Raw genomic sequence first — 24993 nt, 5'->3', positions numbered from 1 at the left:
CTTTCGGCTCAATCTGTAAGCAAAAATTAAAATTACTGCGCATCGATTTCCTCCTGCACCGCTTCCCACTCTTCCAGCAACTTATCCAAAGCAGCTTTCTTTTTATTATAAGCCGTAAAGAATGATGCATCCTCAATATGCTTGTCATAATTAGAGGCCAGTAATTTATCATCGTGCTGGATGTCTTTTTCCAGATCGCGAATCTGGTTCTCAACTTTACTCAACCGGTTTTGCAGTGCTTTTCCTTTTTTTTGGTCTTCATAGGAAACCTTGGTGTTTTCCTTTGGCGTTTCTTTCTTAACCACATCTTTCTTCTCAACCTCACGCATATTCTCCAGGTTGCGCTGCTCCAGAAAGAAATTGATATCACCCAGATATTCTTTTATCTTCTGGTCTTTAAATTCATAAACGATATTCGACATTCCCTGAAGAAAATCCCTGTCGTGTGAGACCAGCAGCAAAGTACCTTCATATTTCTGCAATGCCGCTTTCAATACATTTTTCGATTTAATGTCGAGGTGATTTGTCGGCTCATCCATTACTAAAACGTTGATCGGCTGTAGTAACAGTTTACAAAGTGCCAGACGATTTCTCTCGCCTCCTGAGAGTACTTTTACTTTTTCTCGACATCGTCACCACGAAACAGGAAAGAACCCAGCATATCGCGCACTTTCGAGCGGTTGGTGTCTGTAGCGGCGTCTTCCATGGTTTGCAACAATGTGATTTCGCCATCGAGGTATTCTGCCTGATTTTGCGCAAAGTAACCAACCTGGACGTCGTGCCCGAGTTTTATACTGCCTTCAAACGGAAATTCATGCACAATAGCTTTGATGAATGTTGATTTTCCCTGGCCATTCTGGCCAACAAAAGCAATCTTACTGCCGCGTTCCACCAAAAGCGAAATGTCTTTCAGGATGGTTTTGTCTCCGTATTTCTTAGTCACATGATCCGCTTCGATAACCACCCGTCCGGGAACTTTTGAAACCGGAAACGAAATATTCATAACCGAATTGTCGTCTTCATCAACTTCAATCCTTTCAACCTTGTCCAGTTTCTTGATAAGCGACTGTGCCATTGAGGCTTTTGAAGCTTTGGCGCGGAATTTCTCAATCAGCTTTTCGGTTTCCTCAATTTTCTTCTGCTGGTTTTTCTGCGTAGCCAATTGTTTTTCACGGATTTCATGGCGTAATTCTAAATACTGCGAATATGGCTTGTTGAAATCGTATGCCTTTCCAAGAGAAATCTCGATAGTACGGTTCGTTACATTATCGAGGAACATTTTATCGTGCGAAACGATTACGACAACTCCGGGAAAATTGCGCAGGAAACTTTCGAGCCAGATGATACTTTCGATATCGAGGTGGTTCGTCGGCTCATCGAGCAGCAAAATGTCATTCGATTGTAAAAGCAGTTTTGCGAGTTCAATACGCATCCTCCAACCACCTGAAAAAGTTTCGGTCTGGTTGTTGAAATCTTCGCGTTTGAAACCAAGTCCGAGCAGGATTTTCTCGGTATCACCAACATAGTTATAACCTCCTAATAATTCAAAACGGTGCGTCAGATCAGATAAATCTTCAATAATCTGGCTGTATTCTTCGCTTTCATAATCGGTTCTTGTGACAAGTTGGTGGTTGACAACTTCCAGTTTTTTCTCTACTTCTTTTATATCTGTAAATGCCTGGTAAGCTTCCTCGAGCACTGTCCGGCCTTGCTCAAAATCGATATCCTGACGCAGGAAACCGATGCGCACTTCTTTCTCTGTCGCGATGCTTCCGGAATCCGGGGCGAAATCTTTGGCGAGAATTTTCAGCATGGTAGATTTCCCTGCTCCGTTTTTTCCAACAAGTCCGACCCTGTCACCGGCACCTAAACGGAAAGTCACTTCCTCGAACAAATAAGTACCGCCAAAAGAAACCGATAAGTTGTGTATGTTAAGCATTTATTGTGATTTATGTGTAAATGTATTCGTAATTTTGAGCCGCAATCCGGCAACCAAATCCGGCTTAATGAAATTTTTTGCAAATGTTAAAAAAAGGATCCAAACTATATAGCATTTTAACAGGAACTTGTCCCAAATGCCAGAATGAGAGCATGTATGTCAACAAAAATCCGTATGTGCTTTCGGAAACCATGAAGATGCATGAGAATTGCAGCCATTGTGGCACAAAATATAAAATGGAACCGAATTTCTTTTTTGGTGCGATGTTCGTGAGTTATGCTGTTGCCGTTGCGGTTGGAATATTGATTTTTCTTCTTTCGTTTATGGTATTGAAGACAAATCTTAAAATGGCTTTCGTTGCCATATTTGCAGGATTGATTTTATTGATGCCCATGATAACGCGTTTTTCACGCAATATTTACATCAACATCTTCATGCATTACGACCCAAATTCAGGGAAATAAACTGCGCCGTTTCTCATACCGCCTGATGTCGGCTTCTTTATCGATTGTTGTTCCGCATTCAATGTTTTCGAATAATTCTTTTGCCATTTGCGGCCATAACATCACACCTCTTGTACCCAATCCGTTGATGACATGCAAATTGCTATACTCCGGATGCGTTCCTATTAATGGCCTTCTGTCTTTTACCGTCGGACGGATTCCGGCAAAATGCGCTATGATTTCGAAATCACAACTAAGAATTTCTTTAATTCTTTCGATTAATAATTGCTTCCCATCTTCTGTAGGCTCCTGCGTTTTATCAATCGGGTCATATGTTGCGCCAACTTTAAATAAACCATTTCCCAATGGAAGAATGAAAACACTTGTATTGACGATTAAATCGAGTTTTAATTCAGGGGCTTTGATGATGAACAATTCACCTTTTGTCCCATCGACGGGAAGATATCTGAAATACGGGTTGCTGTGTATACCGAAACCTTCAGCAAAAATGATATGTCTTGCTTCAACAAATTGATATTGAATGTAATCTTCCTTAAAAACTATCTCATTATAATCAAAGGCACCATCAATTAAGCAAGATTTATCAATTAGATAATCTTTATATTTTTCGATTAAACTGACTGTATCCACATATCCGGTATGCAATACTTCGCCATAATTAAATGGGGCGTCAATGCCATCTATTTTATCTGTAACGATTTTAGTTGAAAGAAAATCTGATAAATTGGGTTTATCCGATGCAGTGAACCAATCATTTTGTTCTTCTACTGAATAAAATTTTCTTAGGATTGGAAGTTTATAGTTAAACTTAAAATTGAGTTTTTCCTCAATTTTCTGATAAAATCCTTCCAGCAATTGAAGTTGCTCTTTTGCCCGCCAGACCTCACTAAACCTTTTCAGTATAACCGGATTGTATAAACCTCCGGCGATTCGTGAAGAACTGTTTTGATTGTGGTCGAAAACAATGATACTTTTACCTTCATCGAGCGCTTTTTCAGCGAAAGCGATTCCGGCCAATCCGCAGCCAACAATTAAATAATCTGTCATGGGTCAAAAATAAAAAAACTCCTGCCAATCGACAGGAGTTTTTGATATTAATGTTGAACTTTTAGTAATTCCACATGTCTTGTTCGAAATTACGAATCTTTTCTTTTACCCTCTCAGATTCCAGCAATTGCAACTGCGCGTTATCTTTTATATACTGGTCAATCAAACGGTCACCATAAACGTTTTCTTCTTCGTAAATTACAGAATTGAAACGTCTTGAATTCAACAGGTGATCAAAACTGATTGGCATTGCAGAGTTGCGATCATTGAAAGCATTCGCTCCGTGCAGTACATCTCTTGCTGCCGGGAAATAAATCCAGAAGAGTTCAATTACATCAGGATTTTCAGCACCTACTTCTTTAGCCTCAGGGGCTACAGGGCATAATCCTAAAAGTCTGTACTTCATTTCACCCTGGCGTTTGTCAAAATACCAGTAACCTTTGATTTTGTAACCAGAGATATCCTGCGAAGTCAAGAATCTTTCGTCGATATACTCAGCTGAAAGTGTTTTAGAGGCTGGCAAATCCTGCGCCGGAGTGGCAGCCTGGATTACTTTACCTTTTTTGTTTTTCTTTTCTGGCTGTGCTGCAACGTGACGTCCTCTGTATGATTCAGGATCAGAGTTCAATAAGTCTTTTCCAGCATCTGTTGTATCACGAAATTTAAAAGTACTTTCTAAATCACCTAAACTACGTTTTGTATTGAAATACGGGTCTGCATAAACCTCCGTGATTTTTCCTTCTTTGATATTTTTAATAAGAACATCAAACAAAGATCTTCTGTCTTTACCGATATTAGCGGTATCAACAGGGTAATATAACGGGAAGTTAATTCTTTCATCCAAATCGATGATTTCCCAAACAGCTTTACCCATCATGATATCTCTGTCATGCACATATCCATAAGGAAGTGGCTTGTCATTGTCTGAGTTCAACTGGGCAGCCGTTTTCTTACCAATCTCATCCGGAGTCTTAGCATTCAACAGATTCGATTGTGCAAAAGAAGTAAGGCTTCCTGCAAGCAAAATGGCTGATAAAAGATTTTTGCAATTCATATTTGTATATTCAATGTGTCTGACTTTATAACGCCTGACTAAATTTATTATTGTATTTCGTAAACAACGATAGCAGTTTTTCTCAAATCAATATCAGAACCTACTAATTTGGTCTTGATTTCTGAGAAAGTAACCTGGTCACCACGTGTAGTTCTTGCCAGAGCCGCTTTAGCCTGAGCATTCAATTTGTTTCCATTTACGACAACTGTAGGCTGTCCGGTAACTTTCATGCTGAACTGCACTACGTTAAGCTGCACTTCAAAATCAAAGTCTGGTAAAGCAGCACCAATAGTAGAAGCTTCTAATCTTGATCTTTGTCCTTTAACAACGCCAGAGGTTCCTCCGATTGTTCCTTCAGGATTTGGAATACTCTTGATTCTGAATACTTTAGTATCGGCTACACTTTTACCATCAGGCAATTTAGCGGTTACATTAATTTTAACCTCATTACCACTAGCAGGTTTCATATTATATTTACCGTTAGCGCCAGCCTTTACAAGGCCAGGAGCAGAAGCCGTAACATTGTTATCAGAAACACCTGCAAAAGAAACAGTAATAGGGTTTGTAACACCTCGGTAAACAACGTTCATTTTATCTGCAGATATTGTAGCAGAGTTTGGACGCGGTACAACAACATAAGCACCTTCGAATTTCAATGGAATCGTTTTTCCATCTTCAACGAATGTAAACTGACCGTTGATTTTTTGCTCTCCAACTGCACCAGCAGTTAAAGAGATAACAGCTTGACCATTCTCTAATTTACCAGGACCTTGGAATGAAGTTGGTTTAGTATTTTCGTCATAACGACCCAGTACCACTTTACCTTTAACATTTTCACCTTGGAAATATGCATTTTTCTCTAAAACTACAATTGCCTGATAGTTGCTGTAAGAAGCAGCCTGAACCGCAGCTTTACCTAAAGCAGCACTGATTACGTCAGACTCTGCTTTCTTAACATCACTTTGCCATGCAGATAATGTAGACAATGATGCAATCGCAGGAAAACCTTTGAAATGGTAGTTCAGGAATTTGTCCTTGAGACCTTCTTTGTTTGTTACATCAGAGATATCAAAAGCTTTGTTTACTTCAGCTAAAATATTTGCATATTTTTTGTCAGTAAGTGCAGCTTTCATATCAGCCTTATAGGTGTTGATAGCAGCGATAACATCATTACCTCTTTTTGTGTAATCATCACCAATGAACCAGCTCTCATCAAGATTTGCGCCTTTATCCATTTGCTCGTATGGCAATTTACCGTTTTCTCCTACCTCTACGCCTTTTTTAGTTTCTGCTTTACAACCTTCGATAAAATCGTAAAACTTTTTAGACGCAGCTTCCACCTTGTGAGCTGTAGCAGCAGCACCTGCAAATTCTCCTGCAGCCTCTGCAGCTTTTTGGTCTAATGCCGCCAACATTTGCTGGTTAGTCATTTTCGCACCAGCATTCGCTGCTTCAAATTTTTCGTTCATCAATCCAAAAGCCGATAAGACTTCTTTGGACATATTAAGTGCCAACATCGCGATGAAAACCAGGTACATCAGGTTAATCATCTTCTGTCTAGGGGTTAGTTTTCCTCCTGCCATTTTTTTCTAATTAGTTTGTTAGTGTTTAAAATATAGTCAGTCTGAAACTAATTATCCTTTGTTGTTCATTGCAGAAAGCATACCACCGTAAACATTGTTCAAAGAAGCAATGTTAGCAGTCATAGATTGCATTTGGTCTTTTAATTTACTAGCGTTATCAGCGATTTCTTTGTTGGCTTCAGCATTTCTTGAAGCGCTTTCCAACTGTACTTTGTAAAGACTGTTCAATGATTCCATTTGAGCAGCAGCCATAGACAATTCTTCGCTGTATTTTTTTGTAGCAGCAATTCCGTCAGCAGCAGGAGAGATTCCTTTAGCAGCTGATTCGAAATTTTTGATGCTGTTTCCTAAGCTTGCCATCAATTCACCATCAACTTTTGCTTCTTTAAGCATAGCGTCAAGTTTTTGCGACAACATTCCCTGTGCATCTTTAGGATCTTCTTTTTTACCTTTTTCTTTAGCTTGACCACCTGCCAATTCAGGATATACCAATGACCAGTCTAATTCATTATCTACCGGTTCGAATGCAGATAAAGCAAAGATTAATGCCTCAGTTACAAGTCCTATAGTCAACATTACGTTACCGGTTAATGGTCAAGTTCAAAGTGAATGATTTTGAATAATGCTCCTACGATTACAACTGCTGCTCCCATACCGTAAGCGAAATTCATTGCTTTTTTGCTTAAAATTGCCATAATAAAATTGTTTTTTGTTAATTTAAGATAGTTTAATAAAGTTGGTTTAATTTTTATTTTCCAGGCTGATTACCTGTGTTTGAGATTCCCATGTAATCCTGAACGGTTCTGAAACCGATGTAGCTTCTTGCGGTGTCAGCATATTCAAAATCACGTGTACTCACCTGAAGGTAATAAGAAACGTCTTTCCAAGAACCGCCTCTTACCACTTTACGTTGGTTTTTTGAATCCGGTACATTCGGGTTCATTGTAGAAACATATTCGTAAGCACCTGCATCATAAGATGAATCTGTCCACTCGGAAACGTTTCCTGCCATATTATAAAGATTGTATCCGTTTGGATCATATGATTTCGCCTCTACAGTATATAGCGCACCGTCTGCTGCGTAATCTCCTCTGTTTGGTTTAAAGTTAGCCAGGAAACAACCTCTGTCGCTTTTTGCATAATGACCTCCCCATGGATAAGTTGCAGATGCCAGACCACCTCTTGCCGCATATTCCCATTCTGCTTCCGTTGGAAGACGGAATGAATTCACAAGATCCTGGTGTTTCTTTTTAGATTTTACGTAAGTGTTTTTGTTCAAAGTTCTCCAGGCACAAAACGCTTTCGCCTGCTTCCAGTTCACCCCAACTACAGGGTATTCGCTGTAAGCCTGGTGCCAGAAATAATCATTGTGCATTGGCTCATTATAAGAGTAAGCAAAATCTTTGATCCATGTAGTAGTATCAGGGTAAACAGTCACCTGCTCCGTCTTGATGAAATCTTTTCTTTTACCAACTTTAGCCTTAGCCGCTGCGCCAATATCCATCCATGAATAACGGAATTTCAATTTGGAAACATCAATAGTTCTAAGACCGTTATATGATTCTGCAACAGGAATATACATAGAATCCATTACTTCAGTGTAATATTCATCCGGATATTTCGCTGTACTGGCAGCCAATTTAACTTTGTGATTCAATTTTCTTCCGGCATACATATCGTCATCAGTACCTACACTATAGTAGTTCTCATACATATATTTGTCGTAAGGTGTCATTTTCGCAGGGTCAGCATCGTTAAAAGCGTAATCAGCAATACTTCCGCCTGATTTTCCGCTTTTTTTGCCACCTGTTCCAGCCGAAGCACCGCCACCAACTTCATCTGCCAAAATAGCCAGACGAACCCTGATAGTTGAATCTTTAACCCATTCTACAAACTGACGGTATTCACTATTGGTGATTTCGGTTTCATCCATATAGAACGAACGAACAGTAACTGTTTTGGTCGGAGCGTCTCCAATAGCGGCCAAATCATCATCTGATTTACCCATAATAAAGGCACCACCCGGCACTAAAGTCATCCCGAAAGGCTTTTCAGGATGCCATTTCTTTCCTTTAACTCCTACGAGTTCCCCTTTATCGCTTGAACCACAGCTAAACAATAATGATGATAATGCTGCAAATGCAATGAACTTCTTCATATAAATTTGGGTTATAATGTATTCTTAATTTAAGGGCGTAAACCTATTTATTATTTTTCTAAAAAACAATTTTTTTACTAACAAAAAGCTAAATAAATGTGAAATCAAATGTTATAAATCTAATTTTCATATCAATAAGCTGAATTATATTACATTTTTTCTTTGTGCCTTCCACCATCTTTCGGGCAGTTCGTTATTGCAGGCAGCCAGATAATCTTCGTGTGAACAAGGTAATAACGTATTTCTTTTTAGTTTATTATTAACATTTGAAATAAACGGTATTTCTATCCACCAACGCTCCGTTTTATCACTTTTATAAAATACAAGTTCTTCATCTTCAAGCTGAACCATGTATTTCAGGTAGTTATCTTTGCTTCCGAAAGGGTATTCTTTAGACCTGTATTGAAACCCTTCTATGAAATACCAGATGATCTGGGCTACTAAAACGGACTCCTGTTTTGAATTATTGTGATTAAAAATCCCAAATAATGAAACTTTATCACTGATTCCTGCATAACGGGATAAAGAACATATTTCTTTTCCGTTAAATCCGTTGGGCGTAAAAGTAATAAAATTACCTGAATCACAAGATTTTATTGCTGTTAAATCTAGACTTATTATGTCGGCATCCCTGAAAACCGGTTCCGAAATCGATATATTATTGCTTACTTCGCCGAGGCGATATGCATCAAAAAATAACTTTTCTATCAAATCTATCTCTTCCTGTGAATTATAATAGGTCTGGTAACCAATATTACTATAATTGAAAAGGTTATTCGGCTCCTGAATTACGATTTTTGAAAGGTAAGAACCGGCACTTATCGGCTCTTCGGGTTTCCCGAAATCAAACTTGTTATCGATGGCCACTAAATTGACCATTTGCTCGAGTCCGTCGTAGGCGCGGTACATGGCATAAGTTAAGTCTTGTGAACCGCCTATGACTATCGGAATGATTTTTTTCTTAATCAATTCTGCCACTACCATCTGTAAAGCAAAGTAAGTATCTTCGATGGAATTTCCCGCTTCGATATTTCCCAAATCTGCAATCGACGCATCCCAGTTTCCCGGAAAAAGGCTGTAGAATTCCTTGCGGATCTCGGTCAAATCAACTTCTTCAAATTGTGCATTATCACCGCGGTTATCTAAAACACCAACAATTGCCAGGTTGATTTTTTCTGTGTCCGGAAAATCTTTTTCAGAATGCAATACGATTTTACTGCCCAATTGCTGTGATGACAGTCCGGATGTAAAATCGATAAAACCATCTTCTAATGGTGAAAGAAAATCAAATCCCATGCTTTACTTCTTTTTTGCAGTTGCTTTTTTTGCCGGAGTTTTAGCTTCGCCCTGTTCGGCTTTGCCTCGGGTCTTAGCAGCAGGTTTTTTGGCGGCCGCTTTTTTCGCAGGTGCTTTCTTCTCGATCATTTCTTTAACCTGATCAAGTGTCAGTTTTTCTGCATCGACATCTTTGCTGAGCTCAATTTTGATTTTGCCTTTAGTAATGACCGAACGTCCCCAACGGGCTTTCTCAACCAAAATCCCGTCTTCTTTCCAGTCATGGATTACCTTATCGATGTCTTTCTGCAATTTTTCTTCAATCAGCGTTTCTACATCCGATTGCGAAAGATTGTCGAAATTGTATTTCTTATTGACGTTGATGAACAAACCGTTCCATTTGATGAAAGGCCGAAACGCCCAACACCTTTCTGAACCGGTTCATTTTTATAATGAGCGATTGGTGCATCGGCTTTTAATTTTTCATCAATGAGGATTTGTGCGCGTTCCATCGTCACATCCAAAGGCTCCTCACCTCTTGGCAACGAAATAAATACGCTTCCGTGGCGCACATACGTGCCGAAACGCCCGTTATTCACTTCTACTTCTTCTCCTTTATATATACCTAGATTTTTCGGCAGCAAAAATAAGTTCAGCGCTTCCTCCAAAGTAATGGTTCCGATGTTCTGCTCTGTCCTTAAACTGGCGAATTGCTTTACTTCGTCATCGGGTTCACCAATTTGTGCCATCGGACCGAATTTCCCTAAACGGACGCTTACCGGTTTTCCGGTTTTCGGATCAGTCCCGAGGATTCTTTCGCCGCTTTCGCGTTCTGCATTCGCTTCTACTTCCTTTACATTTGGATGGAATTTATCGTAAAACTCCTGCATCATCTTCGCCCAGTTGACATTGCCTTCAGCGATTTCGTCAAAATCCTGCTCGACTTTTGCTGTGAAATTATAGTCGAGGATATTACCGAAGTTTTTCACAAGGAAATCCGTCACAATTGTACCAATGTCGGTAGGGACAGGTTTTCCTTTATCTGAACCGGTATTTTCTTTCAGTATCTTTTCGCCGACTTTACCTGATTGTAAAGTCAGTTGCGTATAATTGCGCTCCTGCCCTTCGAGATTGCCTTTTTCAACATAATTTCTGTTGATGATGGTCGAAATTGTCGGCGCATAAGTCGACGGGCGGCCAATGCCGAGCTCTTCAAGTTTCTTTACCAAAGAAGCTTCGGTATATCTTGCCGACGGACGTGAATATCTTTCAGTTGCGGTAATGTAATTATTCTGTAATCTTTCGCTGACTTTCAATGCCGGAAGCATTCCTTCCTGTTCTTCTTCGTCATCATCATGACCTTCGAGATATACTTTCAGGAAACCTTCAAACAATAAAACTTCGCCGGTCGCCGTGAAGAGTTCGCCGTGATTGTTGGCTTCGATCTTAACATTCGTTCTTTCCAATTCGGCATCACTCATTTGGGATGCCAAGGTTCTCTTCCAGATCAAATCGTACAAACGCGCCTGGTCGCGGTCAATATTCACCGAATGACGTGACATATCCGTCGGGCGGATGGCTTCGTGTGCTTCCTGTGCACCTTTGCTTTTGGTAACGAAATTGCGTGGTTTTGAAAATTCCTTTCCGTAAGACTTCACAATTTCTGCCTGAGCTGCGCCCATTGCTTCCTGTGAAAGGTTGACGCTGTCGGTTCTCATGTAAGTAATCAATCCCGCTTCGTATAATCTTTGCGCCAATTGCATCGTAATTCCAACCGGAAGATACAGCTTTCTCGCCGCTTCCTGCTGCAAAGTCGAAGTCGTAAACGGTGCGGCAGGAGATTTTTTGGTAGGTTTCGTTTCAAGATCCGCTACCTTATATATAGAGCCTATATTTTTTTGAAGAAAATCTTCGGCTTCTTTTTTCGTGTTGAAGTTTTTCGGAAGTTTTGCTTTGAAAGCTTTTCCGGCTTCGTTGGTAAATTCAGCAACGACCGAATAAGTCGCTACGGCATTAAAATTCAGGATTTCACGTTCACGTTCAACAATCAATCTTACTGAAACTGACTGCACACGCCCGGCTGACAATCCGCCTTTTACCTTACGCCATAAAACCGGAGACAATTCGTAACCCACCAATCTGTCAAGAACTCTTCTGGCCTGTTGCGCATTAACCAAATCATAATTAATTTCACGCGGATTGTCAATCGCCTTTAAAATTGCAGTCTTGGTAATTTCGTGGAAGACAATTCTCTTGGTCTTGTTTTTATCGAGCTTTAATTCTTCGGCAAGGTGCCAGGAAATCGCTTCCCCTTCACTGGTTCGTCATCACTTGCGAGCCAAACCATTTCGGCATTTTTGGAAAGTGTTTTGAGTTTGCTTACGAGTGCTTTTTTGTCTGGGAAACTTCGTATTTGGGTTTGAATCCGTTCGTGACATCGACGCCGATTTCTTTTGAAGGAAGATCGGCGATATGGCCGTAACTCGATTCTACCTGATAGTCACTGCCCAGAAATTTCTCAATTGTTTTTGCCTTAGCAGGCGACTCCACTATCACTAAATTCTTTGCCATGTTGCTCTTTTTATGTAGTCGTTCGGGCAGGATGGCCAGTTGCGTTGTGTGTCGCAAAAGTATAGGTTTTTTTTAAAATGCAAGTTTTTTATTTTTTTAACGGAATTTTCTTCAGTCAGAATTGCTGTAATCAGCGCGGATTTTTTATTTTCGCTCGCCCATAAATCACAGACACAGACAACCAGCTTGTCGGTCTTTACAATACATAATAAATGACAACAAAAAGAAATTCACAGATAGTAAAATCTGGAACATTTTATCCATTCTTTTAGCGGTAGTTGCAGTAGTTTCGGGAATCGCTTCCGATAGTTTTGAGCACTGGAATAACGCATACGCCAAAAATGAAAAACATAAAATCAAATTGTCATCTCCTCAACAACGTGAAGTTATTATTCCGGCAGAACAAAATCAGGTCATTCCGGAAACAGCAAATGAAAATGTGATTGAAACCAGTGATACCATCATTCCGCAAAATATTGCACCCTCAATCAATAAAGACACTGTCAAAAGCAAAGATATTGCAGTCGTTTCGCAAACACCATCAGGTTTAACGGAAGAAAACAAAAGTTATATCCTTGATAAAATTGCAGAACTGCAAACGACATGGCCACATTTAAAGTGCGTCGAAGTTTCAACACTCACAGGAAACGAGCAATCATATAAACTGGGAAATGCCGTCTTAAGCCTTCTAAAAAGCGAGCATTTAATCCCAAAAGAAGCTGTAACCGAACAAACTGTTTACGGAAAATCGGTAAAAGGCATCCGCATTGTAGTATCGGGCAACTGCATCGTTGTCGAGATTAATGAGGTATAGTTTTCTTTAATAACAGAATCTTTCAAAAAATCTCTACAGGAAGTGGGTAAAATATTTGTTAAACCCTAACTGCCATCTTGTCAGATTCTACCAAATAGCACTATATTTGCCTTTTGAATGTCCGATAAGAATTTATGGAAAAGGTAATAGAAGAAAGCAAACAAGGTGAAAGCCTTGTTTTAGAACACAATCCCGAAAACAAAAAAAAACTCTTTATAGAAAGTTACGGCTGCGCGATGAATTTTTCTGACAGCGAAGTCGTTGCTTCAATTTTATCCGAAGGCGGTTACAATACGACCAATATCCTGGAAGAAGCCGACCTGGTTTTGGTCAACACTTGTTCCATCCGCGACAAAGCTGAACAAACCGTTCGCAAACGCCTCGAAAAATACAATGCCGTAAAACGCACCGTCAATCCGAAAATGAAAGTCGGCGTTCTCGGCTGCATGGCAGAAAGATTAAAAAGCCAGCTTTTAGAAGAAGAAAAATCGTCGACCTTGTTGTAGGCCCGACGCTTATAAAGATTTACCAAATTTATTACAGGAAGTCGACGAAGGCCGAGACGCCATCAACGTGATTTTATCGAAAGAAGAAACCTATGGTGATATTGCTCCGGTAAGATTAATGAGCAACGGCGTGACCGCTTTTGTTTCGATTACAAGAGGCTGTGATAATATGTGTACATTTTGCGTCGTTCCTTTTACAAGAGGACGCGAACGCAGCCGTGAACCGCAAAGCATAATGGCTGAAATCAAAGATTTGTCTGAAAAAGGATTTAAGGAAATCACGCTTTTAGGGCAAAACGTCGACAGCTATTTATGGTATGGCGGCGGGTTAAAGAAAGATTTCGTCAAAGCCAGCGAAATGCAAAAAGCTACAGCAGTCGATTTTGAACAATTGCTTTCGATGGTTGCTGAGAATTTCCCAAAGATGCGCATTCGCTTTTCAACTTCAAATCCGCAGGATATGCACGAAAGTATCTTACATGTCATTGCTAAATACGACAATATCTGTAATCATATCCATTTGCCGGTACAATCGGGCAGCAATCGCATTTTAAAGGAAATGAATCGTTTGCATACACGTGAAGAATACATGGCTTTGATTGACAAAATTAATAGCATAATTCCGGGTTGTGGGATCACGCAAGATATGATTGCCGGTTTCCCGACAGAAACAGAAGAAGACCACCAGGCTACTTTAGATTTAATGGAATATGTGAAATACAGTTTTGGTTATATGTATTCTTATTCGGAACGTCCGGGAACATTGGCGGGACGTAAGATGGAAGATGATGTTCCGGAATCTGTAAAATTGCGTCGTCTTCAGGAAATCGTCGATTTACAAAGAAAACACAGCGGTTTCAGGACGCAGGAATTCCTCGGACAAACCGTCGAAGTCTTGATTGAAAAAGCTTCCAAAAAATCTGAAGATGATTGGTCTGGCCGCAACTCACAAAGCATCATGGTGGTTTTTCCAAAAGAAAATTACAAGATTGGTGATTTTGTGAATGTAAAAATCACGAGTTGCACAAGTGGCACTTTGATTGGAGAAGCGGTTGGATATAGTGACATGAATTGATTTTTAGCCACGAATTGCACGAATCAGCACGAATTTTTAAGGGAAACATGACATCTGATTTGTAGAAACCCGTAGCGAATAAAATAAAAGCCAAAATGAAAAAATATAAGCCAAATGGAATTATACAAAAAGAAGAATACTACAAAATAGTTGGTATTTGCATGGAAATACATAATATTTTAGGGCCGGGATTATCTGAAGTGATTTATAAGGATGCTTTAGAGTTTGAGTTTAAAAGTAATAGTATTCCGTTTGAAAGAGAGAAAGCTTTCGTTGTTAATTATAAAAACGTGACTCTGGCTCACCAATATTATGCCGATTTTATTGTTTATGATGAAATTATCCTTGAAGTAAAAGCTATAAAAGAAATTTTGAGCGAGCATATTTCACAAACAATAAATTACATAAGGTTAGCCGGAAGCGAGATAGGAATAATTGTTAATTTCAGTAAATCTGTTCAACATAAAAGATTAGTAATTTAATCGCGAAAAAACATTTAGCCGAATTTGTGCTAATTCGTGAAATTCGTGGCAAAAAACAATATGGAATCAGTACAAGCCATAAAACAAAGATTCGAAATCATCGGGAACGACCCGAAACTCAACCGTGCCATAGAAAAAGCCATTCAGGTGGCGCCGACAGATATTTCTGTTCTGGTGGTTGGCGAAAGTGGTGTCGGTAAAGAAAGTATCCCGAAAATCATACATTCCCTTTCTCACCGAAAACACGGAAAATACATCGCCGTAAACTGTGGCGCCATTCCCGAAGGCACAATCGACAGTGAACTTTTTGGCCATGAAAAAGGCGCATTTACCGGTGCAACCGCAACGCGCGAAGGCTATTTTGAAGTCGCGAGCGGCGGAACGATTTTTCTGGATGAAGTCGGTGAATTGCCTTTGACGACACAAGTTCGTTTGTTGCGCGTGCTCGAAAATGGCGAATTCATCAAAGTAGGTTCTTCACAAGTACAGAAAACCGACGTGCGGATTGTCGCTGCCACGAATGTCAATATGTTCGATGCGATTGAAAAAGGAAAATTCCGTGAAGATTTATATTATCGTTTAAGCACCGTCGATATCAACCTGCCGCCATTGCGCGAACGGAAAGACGACATTCATTTGCTGTTTCGGAAATTTGCTGCCGATTTCGCCCATAAATACAAGATGCCGCCGATAAAACTCGATGAAAATGCCGTGCAATTGCTTTTGAAATTCCGCTGGAGCGGAAATATTCGCCAGTTGCGCAACGTCGCTGAACAGATTTCTGTTCTGGAAACCAACCGCGATATTTCGGCGATTACTTTGCAGTCTTACCTTCCGTCAGAAGGAAATAATCTTCCTTCAGTCATTAAGGATAAAAAATCAGAAAGCGATTTTAGTACCGAACGCGAAATTTTATACAAAGTCCTTTTCGATATGAAAAGCGATTTGAACGACCTGAAAAAACTAACGCTCGAGCTGATGAAAAACGGCGCGGCGAAAGTGCAGGAAACCAATCCGAACCTGATTCGGAAAATTTACGGGGCGCACGATGACAATGAGTCTGATTTTGAGGATCCAAGGGAATTGTCTGTGATTCCGGTGCAGAAAGCCAGTATTCCAAAAGATCATTTCGATGATCAGGACGAAGACGATTATCTTTTCGCCGAAACCATCGAGGAAGAAGAAACGCTTAAGCTGGAGCAGAAAGAAATCGAAATGATCAAGAAATCGCTCGAAAAAAACAAAGGCAAACGCAAAGCCGCCGCAGACGAACTTGGCATATCCGAAAGGACATTGTACCGAAAAATAAAACAATTCGACCTATAGCCGCAAATCGCTGAAATTGAATATCTTTAAACCCGCATGAAAAAATTACTTTATATATTGGTGTTCGCTTTGTTTCCGTTGCTCAACGGCTGCGGCATCTACAATTTTACGGGCTCAACGCCGCTTGATCCGAAAATCAAGACATTCCAGGTGAATTATTTCCAGAATAATGCCGATTTGATCCAGCCCGGAATTGAGCGAACTTTCACGAACAGACTTCAGGAATTGATCCAAAACCAGACCAACTTAAGCCTTACGAGTTCCGGCGGCGATTTGGTTTATGAAGGCGAAATCACCGATTTCAGGATTTCACCGATGACCGCAACTGCCGATCAGAAAGCCGCACAAAACAGGTTAACCGTAACGGTGAATGTACGTTATACCAACAAATTCAAAGAGGAAGACGATTTTGAAAAGCCGTTTACCTTTTTCTATGATTATGAAGGGCAAGAGCAGCTCGTCGGTGGACAACTGACCACCGCACTTGATGATATTTTTGAAAGGATAACGCAGGATATTTTTAATGCCTCGCTGGCGAAATGGTAATTTCAATACAAAATTGAAATGAATGCAACAGACTATACCTATATATTAAACAAACCTGCCACCATTCAGGAAAGGCACACTTTGGCTTTAGAGAAAATCATGGATGAATTTCCGTTTTTTCAGAGTGCGCGCGCGTTGCACCTGAAAGGTTTGTATAATGCGGATAGTTTTAAATACAATCAGGCGCTAAAAGTTACTGCGGCGCATACAACCGATAGAAGTGTTTTGTTCGATTTCATTACAGCCGGGCAATTTACCGGATTGCAGCATGCATTTTTAGAAGAGAAGGAAGCGCGTATCAATGCTATTTTGGTCAATGAAAGTGAAGTTGTCGCTGTCGCTGAAAAGCCGGAAGTCAAGGTCAATTCGCTCGAACAATCTATCCTGACTTCGATAAAAGAAGCGACGCCGGAAGTTGAAATTATTACTGAAGAAATTCCTGCCACAACGGAAGCAATCGAAACCAAGCTCGAAATCGGAAAACCGCTTGAATTTTCAAAAGAAGAAACTCATTCTTTCCAGGAATGGCTGCAACTCGCAAGTTTTAAGCCGATTGAGCGCGAAAATATTCCTTCGACTGTTACAGAAATTATTGATGAGAAACAGAAAAAAATCGACCTTATTGATAAATTCATCGAAGCGAACCCGAAAATCCCTCAGATTAAAGATGTTACGCCATTGCCAGTAATTACAAGCAATTCAGAAGACACAAGCTACCTAATGACTGAGACTTTAGCAAAAGTTTATCTCGAGCAAAAAAAATATCAGAAAGCAATTCAGGCTTATGAAATATTAATTTTGAAATATCCGGAAAAAAGTAGTTTATTTGCAGACCGAATTTCGGACATTAAGCTTTTACAACAAAATAACAATTAATTATAGAATTATGTTTACAATTTTTTTAGTGCTGATTGCCATCGTTTGTTTCCTTTTAATCGTTGTGATTATGGTACAAAACCCTAAAGGAGGCGGTTTGTCATCTTCGTTAGGCGGTTCAACGCAAATGGGCGGCGTTCAGAAAACAACTGATTTTCTAGACAAAAGCACCTGGTCACTCGGAATCATGCTAATTGTTTTGATTTTATTTTCAAGCATTAGCTTTCCTTCTACTGCAGTTCCAACTACAGATGAAGAGCAAACTGAAGCACCTGCAACTCCGGCCAAGACTGAAGCGCCTGCTGCAAAACCAGCCGCAACTACAGCTGCTCCGGCGACTGCAACTCCAACAGCAACAACAACGCAAGGTACTCCGGTTCAGGTTACACCTGTTAAAGCACCTGCTGCGAAATAATATTTTTTACAACTTACAAAAATGCCAGCTCTTCAGTTGGCATTTTTTTTACCTTTAAGTCAATATGTCAGTTTTGAGGCGCTGGCACAATTTCTGACTAAAGGAAAACATCGAATTTAATCATAACAGAAAATAATAAAATTATGGCTTTAAACATCACACCGCTTTCAGACCGCGTTCTTATTGAGCCTGTAGCCGCTGAAACGCAAACCGCTTCGGGAATTTTTATCCCGGATACCGCTAAAGAAAAACCACAAAAAGGCACTGTCGTAGCTGTCGGAAAGGGCACAAAAGACCACGATATGACTGTAAAGCCTGGTGATACTGTTCTTTATGGCAAATATGCGGGGACAGAACTTAAGTTAGAGGGAAAAGACTATTTGATCATGCGCGAAGACGACATTCTTGCAATTATATAATTACATATCTGAAACACAAAACAAATAAACCACTATGGCAAAAGAAATAAAATTTGACATCGAGGCACGCGACGGACTAAAACGCGGCGTAGATGCATTGGCAAATGCAGTAAAAGTAACATTAGGCCCAAAGGCCGTAACGTAATCATAGGTAAAGCATTCGGCCTAACCAAATGTTACCAAAGACGGCGTTACCGTTGCAAAAGAAATAGAATTACAAGACCCGCTTGAAAATATGGGCGCCCAGATGGTGAAGGAAGTAGCTTCCAAAACTAATGATTTAGCGGGTGACGGAACTACAACTGCTACAGTTTTGGCACAGGCAATCGTAAAAGAAGGCCTGAAAAACGTAGCTGCCGGCGCCAATCCGATGGATTTGAAAGAGGTATCGATAAAGCTGTTGAGGCTATTGTTGGCGACCTTGCAAAACAATCTAAAGAAGTCGGAAGCGCTTCTGAAAAAATCAAGCAAATCGCATCAATTTCTGCCAACAACGACGAAGTGATTGGCGAATTGATCGCTACCGCTTTCGCAAAAGTTGGAAAAGAAGGCGTTATCACCGTTGAAGAAGCCAAAGGAACTGACACTTACGTGGATGTTGTGGAAGGCATGCAATTCGACCGCGGCTATCTTTCTCCTTATTTCGTGACGAATCCTGAGAAAATGGAAGCGGAACTTGAAAATCCGTACATCCTTTTATATGACAAGAAGGTTTCTTCTTTAAAAGAATTACTTCCGGTTTTAGAACCGGTCGCACAATCAGGGAAACCATTATTGATTATCGCTGAAGATGTTGACGGCGAAGCATTATCGACTTTAGTCGTAAACAAATTGCGTGGTGCGCTCAAAATCGCAGCTGTAAAAGCACCTGGTTTCGGCGACAGAAGAAAAGCAATGCTCGAAGATATCGCCATCTTAACAGGCGGAACCGTAGTTTCTGAAGAAAGAGGTTACACTTTGGAAAATGCCACACTCGAAATGCTCGGAACTGCAAAAAGAGTGACTATCGATAAAGACAATACAACTTTAGTAAGCGGTTCAGGCGAAACTGACATGATCAAAAACCGTGTCAACCAGATCAAAGCGCAAATGGAAGTTACGACTTCTGATTACGATAAAGAAAAACTACAGGAACGCCTTGCGAAACTGGCGGGCGGAGTTGCCGTACTTTACGTTGGTGCTGCATCTGAAGTAGAAATGAAAGAGAAAAAAGATCGTGTTGACGACGCGCTTCATGCGACAAGAGCCGCTGTAGAAGAAGGGATCGTTGCCGGTGGCGGCGTTGCTTTATTAAGAGCAAAAGCTGTATTGAAAGACTTAAAAGCCGACAATGCTGACGAAGCAACCGGAATCCAGATCGTATCGCGTGCTGTTGAAGCGCCATTGCGTACGATCGTTGAAAACGCCGGTCTTGAAGGTTCTGTAGTTGTGGCAAAAGTAGCTGACGGAAGTGGCGATTTTGGTTACAACGCCAAAACCGACGAATATGTAGACATGCTGAAAGCCGGAATCATCGATCCGAAAAAAGTAACGCGTGTAGCTTTGGAAAACGCTGCCTCTGTAGCCGGGATGATCCTGACAACAGAATGCGCATTAGTCGAAATTAAAGAAGAAAATGCAGGCGGAAACCCAATGGGCGGAGGAATGCCTGGCATGATGTAATATTTAGAAAGATTATTTTAAGAAAAGAGTGTTGGAAACAACGCTCTTTTTTTGCATATAAAATGTACATAAAAAAGCCGAAGTGTTTGCTTCGGCTTTTTTATTCCTGGTGTTCGTGTGTAACGGTCTGTTTCGCAAATTTGATGATGACCGGCGATAAAGTTATAACCACCAACCCGATCACGATAAGTTCGATATGGTTTTTCAAATCAATGTTGAATCTTTCCAAAAGAAATCCATACAGATAATGTCCTGCGAAAATCAAACTGAAAGACCACAAAAAAGAGCTCAATATGTTATAAAACATAAATTTCTTTTTATCCATTTCGACGATTCCGGCAACGATTGGGGCAAATGTCCTTACAATCGGTAAAAATCTCGCGAAGATTATCGCACGACCACCATGTTTCTGGAAGAAATCTTTTGATTGAAGCAGGTATTTTTTCTTGAAAAGAAATGTGTCTTTTCTGGTGTAAAGGTAATGCCCGCTTTTCGCGCCAAACCAGTAACCAACCATGTTTCCAATGATTCCTGCCAAGGCAACCAAAGAAGAAAGGATTAGCAGGTTTACAAAATCGTATGGAATAAAAACAATATTCTGCACCAACTCGCTGCTGTAAATTCCGGCGAGGAAAAGCAAACTGTCGCCCGGTAAAAAGAAACCTGCAAATAGTCCGGTTTCGGCAAACACAATGAACAAAACGATGTACAATCCGATTTTCACGCCGTCAAGGTCAAAGTTGATGTAAAAAAGCGGATCCAGTAAATTTTTCCAGTCGAAATTGTTCATTCTATTGGTTTTTATGCTAAAAATTAAAGTCTGTGAAATTAAGTATAATTTGGCTTAACCGCAATTTATTACGGTTAAATTAACGGTTAAGCCATTAAGGTTTTTACTGTTTTCTTTCGTATTGGCAGCAGCTGTGAAGCTTATTGTAATCTTCGTTAGAGGCTTTGATTTCGTCGGTATCGTGACCCACTTTTGCGACTGCTTTTTTCACTTCTTCGACAGTAGTTTTCTCTTCATTTAAGATCAAATGCAGGCTGTGGTCTTCGATTCCCCAAGCTGCTGATTTTACGCCGGAAACTGAATAAGCGGCTTTTTCAATGCGCTTTTTACATTGCTCGCAACTGCCGTTCACTTCGATGTCGTATTTGGCATTTTTATTTTTTTTCTCCTGTGCATTTCCCGTAAATCCGGCGAAAGCAATCATCATTATTAAAAGTATATTTTTCATTTTAATTGATTTTTGAATTTGAATTTGATATTGAAATTTGATATTGATATTGTTATTTAATTTTAAACCTGATTCCCGCATAATACATCTGCCCGAAAACCGGCGCATACACAATCGATGCATCAAAATTCGGCCAAACGGATTGCCGCTGCCTAAAATCGCTTTGTCTTGTTTGTAGTTCCCGATGTTTTCACCTCCCAGATACATTTCAAAAGTACTTGAAAAAGTGCGCGTAACCTGCATATTCATCAGTAAAAATGCCGCCGAATAATCCGGAAGCCTTTCTTCTACAGGATTCGTCGCCGTAAACGGAAGCTTCTGTTTGCCTAGCCAATTGTAAGTGAAATCAAATTTCCACTGCTCGCCTTTGTCATTGATATGCGTCGCATACGCCAGATTGGCAAAAAATCTATGTTTCGCCTGCAGCGGGCGCTCGTTCGTACCCGAAATGAAATCAGTTTGAATGTCGTAATATTTATAAGCCGTCCTTAAATCGAAATGCTTTTTCAATTCAATATTGAATTCAACCTGAAAACTATTGGCAAAAGATTTTCCGTCGAGGTTATAAAATGAAACCTGTTGCGGACTTCCATACAAATCTACAACGGCCTGGTTTTGAAAATCCGTACGGTAGAAATCAAATCCGATGTCGGCAGATTTACCGAAAAGCGTAAAATGCTGAAGGAAACCCATGCCGTAATTCCACGCGATTTCAGGGTCGAGTCCGTAAATTTTTCCTGAATTATTAAGGATTTCAAAACTTCTCGAACTCGCAAAAAGCTGTTGGTTTTCTGCAAAAATATTCGCCGCGCGTTTGCCTCTTCCGGCAGAAAAACGCAAAACGCCTTTCTCCCACGGATTGTAACGGATGTGCAATCTTGGCGTAACAAATGCGCCCAAACGATTGTGCTTATCGAACCTTCCACCGGCAACCAGGCTGAAATTGTCGGTGTTGTCATAGGTATATTCGAAGAACGCGCCAACGGAATTATCGATCCGGTCAAAATCCCTTCCGATGCCAGGAACCAATACAAATTCATCGTATTTGTCATAAGTGAAATTGAGCCCGGCCGCGAATTTATTCATCGTATTATTGATAATCGAATTGAAAATCAGGTTCGAATAATAGCTGCTCTGGCGGATGTTATATTGGTTCAATCCGAAATATGAATCCTGGTCGTGAACATTGAAAGCATTTTGGAAACCGATGCTTTGAAACGGCATTTCCGGAAAAACATAGCCGACTTTCGTAGCGATATCAAGCCGTTGCGTCTTAATTTCAGAACCCCAGAAATTGGTTGTGCCACGGTCGCGGTCCTTATCGAAATTGAGTTGCCCGGTTTGTTTTTCGTCGTTCATGTAACGCAGGTTGATGAAACTCACCCAGCCTTTTTCGGCATCACTGTATTGCCAGCGATTCAAAACATTGATTTGCTTGCCGAGCGGATTATCGAGAAAACCATCGTCATTCATATCGTTTTTGGCGACTCTTGCATTGCCGTGAATGAAAAGACTGCTGCTCCATTTATCGGAAATTTTGCGGTTGAAATGCGTGTTGGCTTCGAAACGTGAATCTGTCGAACCGTAAACATTCAGGAAAAACGGAATGTCATTGAGGGGCTTTAACAATTCCGTATTAATTTGTTCGGAGATGCTTTCGTAACCGTTAACGACCGAACCCGCGCCTTTGGTAATCTGGATGCTTTCGATCCAGGTTCCGGGTGTGAAAGACAATCCGTAAGCCTGCGAAGCGCCGCGCACTGAAGGAATGTTTTCCTCAGTAATCATCAGGTACGGACTCGTCAATCCGAGCATTTTGATTTGTTTGGTTCCGGTAAGCGCGTCTGGAAAATTAACGTCGACTGACGGATTGGTTTCGAAACTTTCCGCCAGGTTGCAACAAGCCGCTTTGAGCAATTCCTTGCTGGTCAAAGTCGTAACATTGGCGGTTGTCGTCAGGGATTTTTTCAGGCTTTTGCTTCTTGATTCGATTTTCACAGTCTTCAAAGTGTCCTGGCAGATGAAAATATCGAAAACAAAAGCAGCAAAAGCAATGCTGATTTTTTCATATATAAATTTTAATGTCATAAAAGATTTTCTTCGCAAGAGCGAAATCAGTTAAAACATTAAAATCAGGCGTAAAAAATGTATTGGGAATAGAGTTTGAAAAGTGGCGGTGGATGCGCATCACAGTAATAGTCGTTGATTGACGCCATTTTCACAAGAGGGATCGTCCTGAAAACAACAGGTTTCCATTCGGCAATCACAAATGCAACTGTCGACTGAAAAGAAAAAGTTTTGTTCAGACTTTGGTCGGTTTTCGACTTGATTGTAACGACTTTGTCTTTGCAGCATTTGCTGTGTTTGACGACGATTTTCTTTTTACAGCATGATTTTTCGACGACCACTTTATCCATTTCGCAGGCTTTTCCGTCGGCAAAAACAGAAGTAACGGAAGCGATTTTTCCACCGCAATAATGCACATTAAAAGCGAGGCCAGCGTTGGAAACCAACAGCAGCAGGGCTAAAATAAGGGATGTGCATTTTTTAAGATTCATGTTGCAAAAGTATTTAAAAATAAACCGATTACACTTAAGAGATTGTTATTTTTTAGCCATCCGGTTTTGGTAATAAAACGCAGGAACGAATAAAATCACGAGTAAAGGCTGGATCAGGAACCTTCGCACATAAAAAAGCACGAGGTTATTATCGGCGCCTGAAAAATGAATGATTGCGAAAAAAGCAATAATCAGCAAAATGAAAAATATGGCGTACAAAACTGCTGAAAATTTCACCAAATCCAAATCTTTAAAAACCGTATAAATGATGCCCAGCGAAACAATCGTATTTAGAAAATAGCGAAATAAAAGGCTTCCAATAAGCCGCGACACATCGAATTCCGGCAATGGCAAATTCTCATATTCAATCCGGAAAAAATTCAGGAACGGATCATAAAACAAAGTCTCTTCAAAATTGCGGATGACCGCCAAAAGTGCCACCAGCATTACAAAAGCCACAACCTGCAGTTTATGATTGAGGAGTTTTTTTAGCATAAAAAGAAAATTTATTGATCCAGATTACCCAAAGCGCAAAAACGACTCCGTATATAAATAAAGGAAAAACGATGTCGTGCAAAACATGGCTGTACTGCGGATAATACAGCAATCCGAGACACAGCAGACCGATCCGCATGATATTTAAAATGTGTATTAGTAAAATTCCTGAAATGATGAAAAGCACTGTTTTTTTGAATGTTCCGCTGAAAGCAATTACAAATGCAGCGAATAAAATCATGACGCTGACCGCGTTGCAGCCTTCGATAATCCGCACGAGAAAATCCTGATTGACTGCCATTTTTATCGCGGATTCTGTTGTTCTCGGTGTCAGTGTCACATCATAATTAAAGATTTCGAGGAAGAATTTTGAGTGCCTGGCAACCATATTTGTAGCGCCGTCAACCTCGAAAGTTCTGGCATCGAACTGATTGAGGTACCATTGGTACAAAACGATTAATACGATATACGAAAGCAGGAACTTGCCCAA

The 24993-nt window shown here is 40.3% G+C and carries 18 protein-coding genes and 6 pseudogenes; 10 read left to right on the top strand and 14 right to left on the bottom strand.

Going from position 1 to position 24993, the window contains the following annotated elements:
• Positions 1–32: 32 nt before the first annotated feature.
• Positions 33–1939, bottom strand: a pseudogene (locus tag ACSLFW_RS06770) (ABC-F family ATP-binding cassette domain-containing protein).
• A 152-nt stretch (positions 1940–2091) separates the two neighbouring features.
• On the opposite strand from ACSLFW_RS06770, the gene ACSLFW_RS06765 reads away from it, so the two are divergent.
• A complete protein-coding gene (locus ACSLFW_RS06765; RefSeq protein ID WP_436555143.1) occupies positions 2092–2403 on the top strand; it encodes a DUF983 domain-containing protein in 312 nt (103 codons plus the stop codon).
• Here the strand turns inward: ACSLFW_RS06765 and ACSLFW_RS06760 are convergent.
• The 7 genes and pseudogenes from ACSLFW_RS06760 to topA all read right to left on the bottom strand — a co-directional run bounded on the left by ACSLFW_RS06760 (position 2392) and on the right by topA (position 12091).
• Positions 2392–3450, bottom strand: coding sequence for an NAD(P)/FAD-dependent oxidoreductase (locus ACSLFW_RS06760; RefSeq protein ID WP_436555142.1), 1059 nt, complete (start codon positions 3448–3450; stop codon positions 2392–2394). The two genes, ACSLFW_RS06765 and ACSLFW_RS06760, sit on opposite strands and share 12 nt — an antisense overlap.
• Positions 3451–3511: 61 nt before the next feature.
• On the bottom strand, positions 3512–4504 hold the full coding sequence (gldN, locus tag ACSLFW_RS06755; protein ID WP_436555141.1) for a gliding motility protein GldN: 993 nt from the start codon (positions 4502–4504) through the stop codon (positions 3512–3514).
• Between the two features lie 47 nt (positions 4505–4551).
• Positions 4552–6087 (bottom strand): gliding motility protein GldM, encoded by a 1536-nt coding sequence (gene gldM, locus ACSLFW_RS06750; RefSeq protein ID WP_436555140.1) that lies wholly within the window; start codon positions 6085–6087, stop codon positions 4552–4554.
• Between the two features lie 51 nt (positions 6088–6138).
• A pseudogene (gene gldL / locus ACSLFW_RS06745) lies at positions 6139–6782 on the bottom strand (gliding motility protein GldL).
• Positions 6783–6835: 53 nt separating this feature from the next.
• Positions 6836–8245 (bottom strand): gliding motility lipoprotein GldK, encoded by a 1410-nt coding sequence (gene gldK / locus ACSLFW_RS06740; RefSeq protein WP_436555139.1) that lies wholly within the window; start codon positions 8243–8245, stop codon positions 6836–6838.
• A gap of 144 nt (positions 8246–8389) precedes the next feature.
• A complete protein-coding gene (locus ACSLFW_RS06735) occupies positions 8390–9541 on the bottom strand; it encodes a formimidoylglutamase (protein WP_436555138.1) in 1152 nt (383 codons plus the stop codon).
• Positions 9542–9544: 3 nt separating this feature from the next.
• A pseudogene (gene topA, locus ACSLFW_RS06730) lies at positions 9545–12091 on the bottom strand (type I DNA topoisomerase).
• A 361-nt stretch (positions 12092–12452) separates the two neighbouring features.
• Between topA and ACSLFW_RS06725 the strand changes: the two are divergent.
• From ACSLFW_RS06725 to groL, 9 genes and pseudogenes are all read left to right on the top strand, one after another.
• Complete coding sequence (locus ACSLFW_RS06725; RefSeq protein WP_436555137.1) at positions 12453–12905, top strand: hypothetical protein; 453 nt, start codon at positions 12453–12455, stop codon at positions 12903–12905.
• A gap of 134 nt (positions 12906–13039) precedes the next feature.
• Positions 13040–14486, top strand: a pseudogene (gene miaB, locus ACSLFW_RS06720) (tRNA (N6-isopentenyl adenosine(37)-C2)-methylthiotransferase MiaB).
• A 95-nt stretch (positions 14487–14581) separates the two neighbouring features.
• Complete coding sequence (locus ACSLFW_RS06715; RefSeq protein ID WP_436555136.1) at positions 14582–14968, top strand: GxxExxY protein; 387 nt, start codon at positions 14582–14584, stop codon at positions 14966–14968.
• A 60-nt stretch (positions 14969–15028) separates the two neighbouring features.
• Entirely contained in the window at positions 15029–16294 is a 1266-nt protein-coding gene (locus ACSLFW_RS06710; protein WP_436555135.1) for a sigma-54 interaction domain-containing protein, read from the top strand.
• Positions 16295–16330: 36 nt separating this feature from the next.
• On the top strand, positions 16331–16840 hold the full coding sequence (locus ACSLFW_RS06705; protein WP_436555134.1) for an LptE family protein: 510 nt from the start codon (positions 16331–16333) through the stop codon (positions 16838–16840).
• An 18-nt stretch (positions 16841–16858) separates the two neighbouring features.
• On the top strand, positions 16859–17716 hold the full coding sequence (locus tag ACSLFW_RS06700; protein ID WP_436555133.1) for a tetratricopeptide repeat protein: 858 nt from the start codon (positions 16859–16861) through the stop codon (positions 17714–17716).
• A 10-nt stretch (positions 17717–17726) separates the two neighbouring features.
• Positions 17727–18131 (top strand): preprotein translocase subunit SecG, encoded by a 405-nt coding sequence (gene secG / locus ACSLFW_RS06695; RefSeq protein ID WP_436555132.1) that lies wholly within the window; start codon positions 17727–17729, stop codon positions 18129–18131.
• A 143-nt stretch (positions 18132–18274) separates the two neighbouring features.
• Complete coding sequence (locus ACSLFW_RS06690; protein ID WP_436555131.1) at positions 18275–18550, top strand: co-chaperone GroES; 276 nt, start codon at positions 18275–18277, stop codon at positions 18548–18550.
• Between the two features lie 34 nt (positions 18551–18584).
• Positions 18585–20212, top strand: a pseudogene (groL, locus tag ACSLFW_RS06685) (chaperonin GroEL).
• Between the two features lie 100 nt (positions 20213–20312).
• Here the strand turns inward: groL and ACSLFW_RS06680 are convergent.
• The 6 genes and pseudogenes from ACSLFW_RS06680 to xrtF form a co-directional block, all read right to left on the bottom strand.
• A complete protein-coding gene (locus ACSLFW_RS06680; protein WP_436555130.1) occupies positions 20313–21002 on the bottom strand; it encodes a DedA family protein in 690 nt (229 codons plus the stop codon).
• A gap of 103 nt (positions 21003–21105) precedes the next feature.
• Positions 21106–21426: a heavy-metal-associated domain-containing protein gene (locus ACSLFW_RS06675; protein ID WP_436557388.1), complete on the bottom strand. Its 321-nt coding sequence runs from the start codon at positions 21424–21426 to the stop codon at positions 21106–21108.
• 76 nt (positions 21427–21502) lie between these two features.
• A pseudogene (locus tag ACSLFW_RS06670) lies at positions 21503–23538 on the bottom strand (TonB-dependent receptor plug domain-containing protein).
• A 44-nt stretch (positions 23539–23582) separates the two neighbouring features.
• The gene (locus tag ACSLFW_RS06665; protein ID WP_436555129.1) at positions 23583–24008 is read right to left on the bottom strand and encodes an HYC_CC_PP family protein; all 426 of its coding nucleotides are present in this window, start codon (positions 24006–24008) and stop codon (positions 23583–23585) included.
• A 45-nt stretch (positions 24009–24053) separates the two neighbouring features.
• Positions 24054–24503: an exosortase F system-associated membrane protein gene (locus ACSLFW_RS06660; RefSeq protein WP_436555128.1), complete on the bottom strand. Its 450-nt coding sequence runs from the start codon at positions 24501–24503 to the stop codon at positions 24054–24056.
• On the bottom strand, positions 24478–24993 hold the full coding sequence (gene xrtF, locus ACSLFW_RS06655; RefSeq protein WP_436555127.1) for an exosortase family protein XrtF: 516 nt from the start codon (positions 24991–24993) through the stop codon (positions 24478–24480). The genes ACSLFW_RS06660 and xrtF overlap by 26 nt, the downstream gene beginning before the upstream one ends.

This window comes from Flavobacterium sp. 3HN19-14 (assembly GCF_051373205.1).
GTDB lineage: Bacteria > Bacteroidota > Bacteroidia > Flavobacteriales > Flavobacteriaceae > Flavobacterium.
The sequence above is the reverse complement of the archived record's forward strand: the minus strand, read 5'-3'. Positions and strand labels throughout refer to the sequence as shown.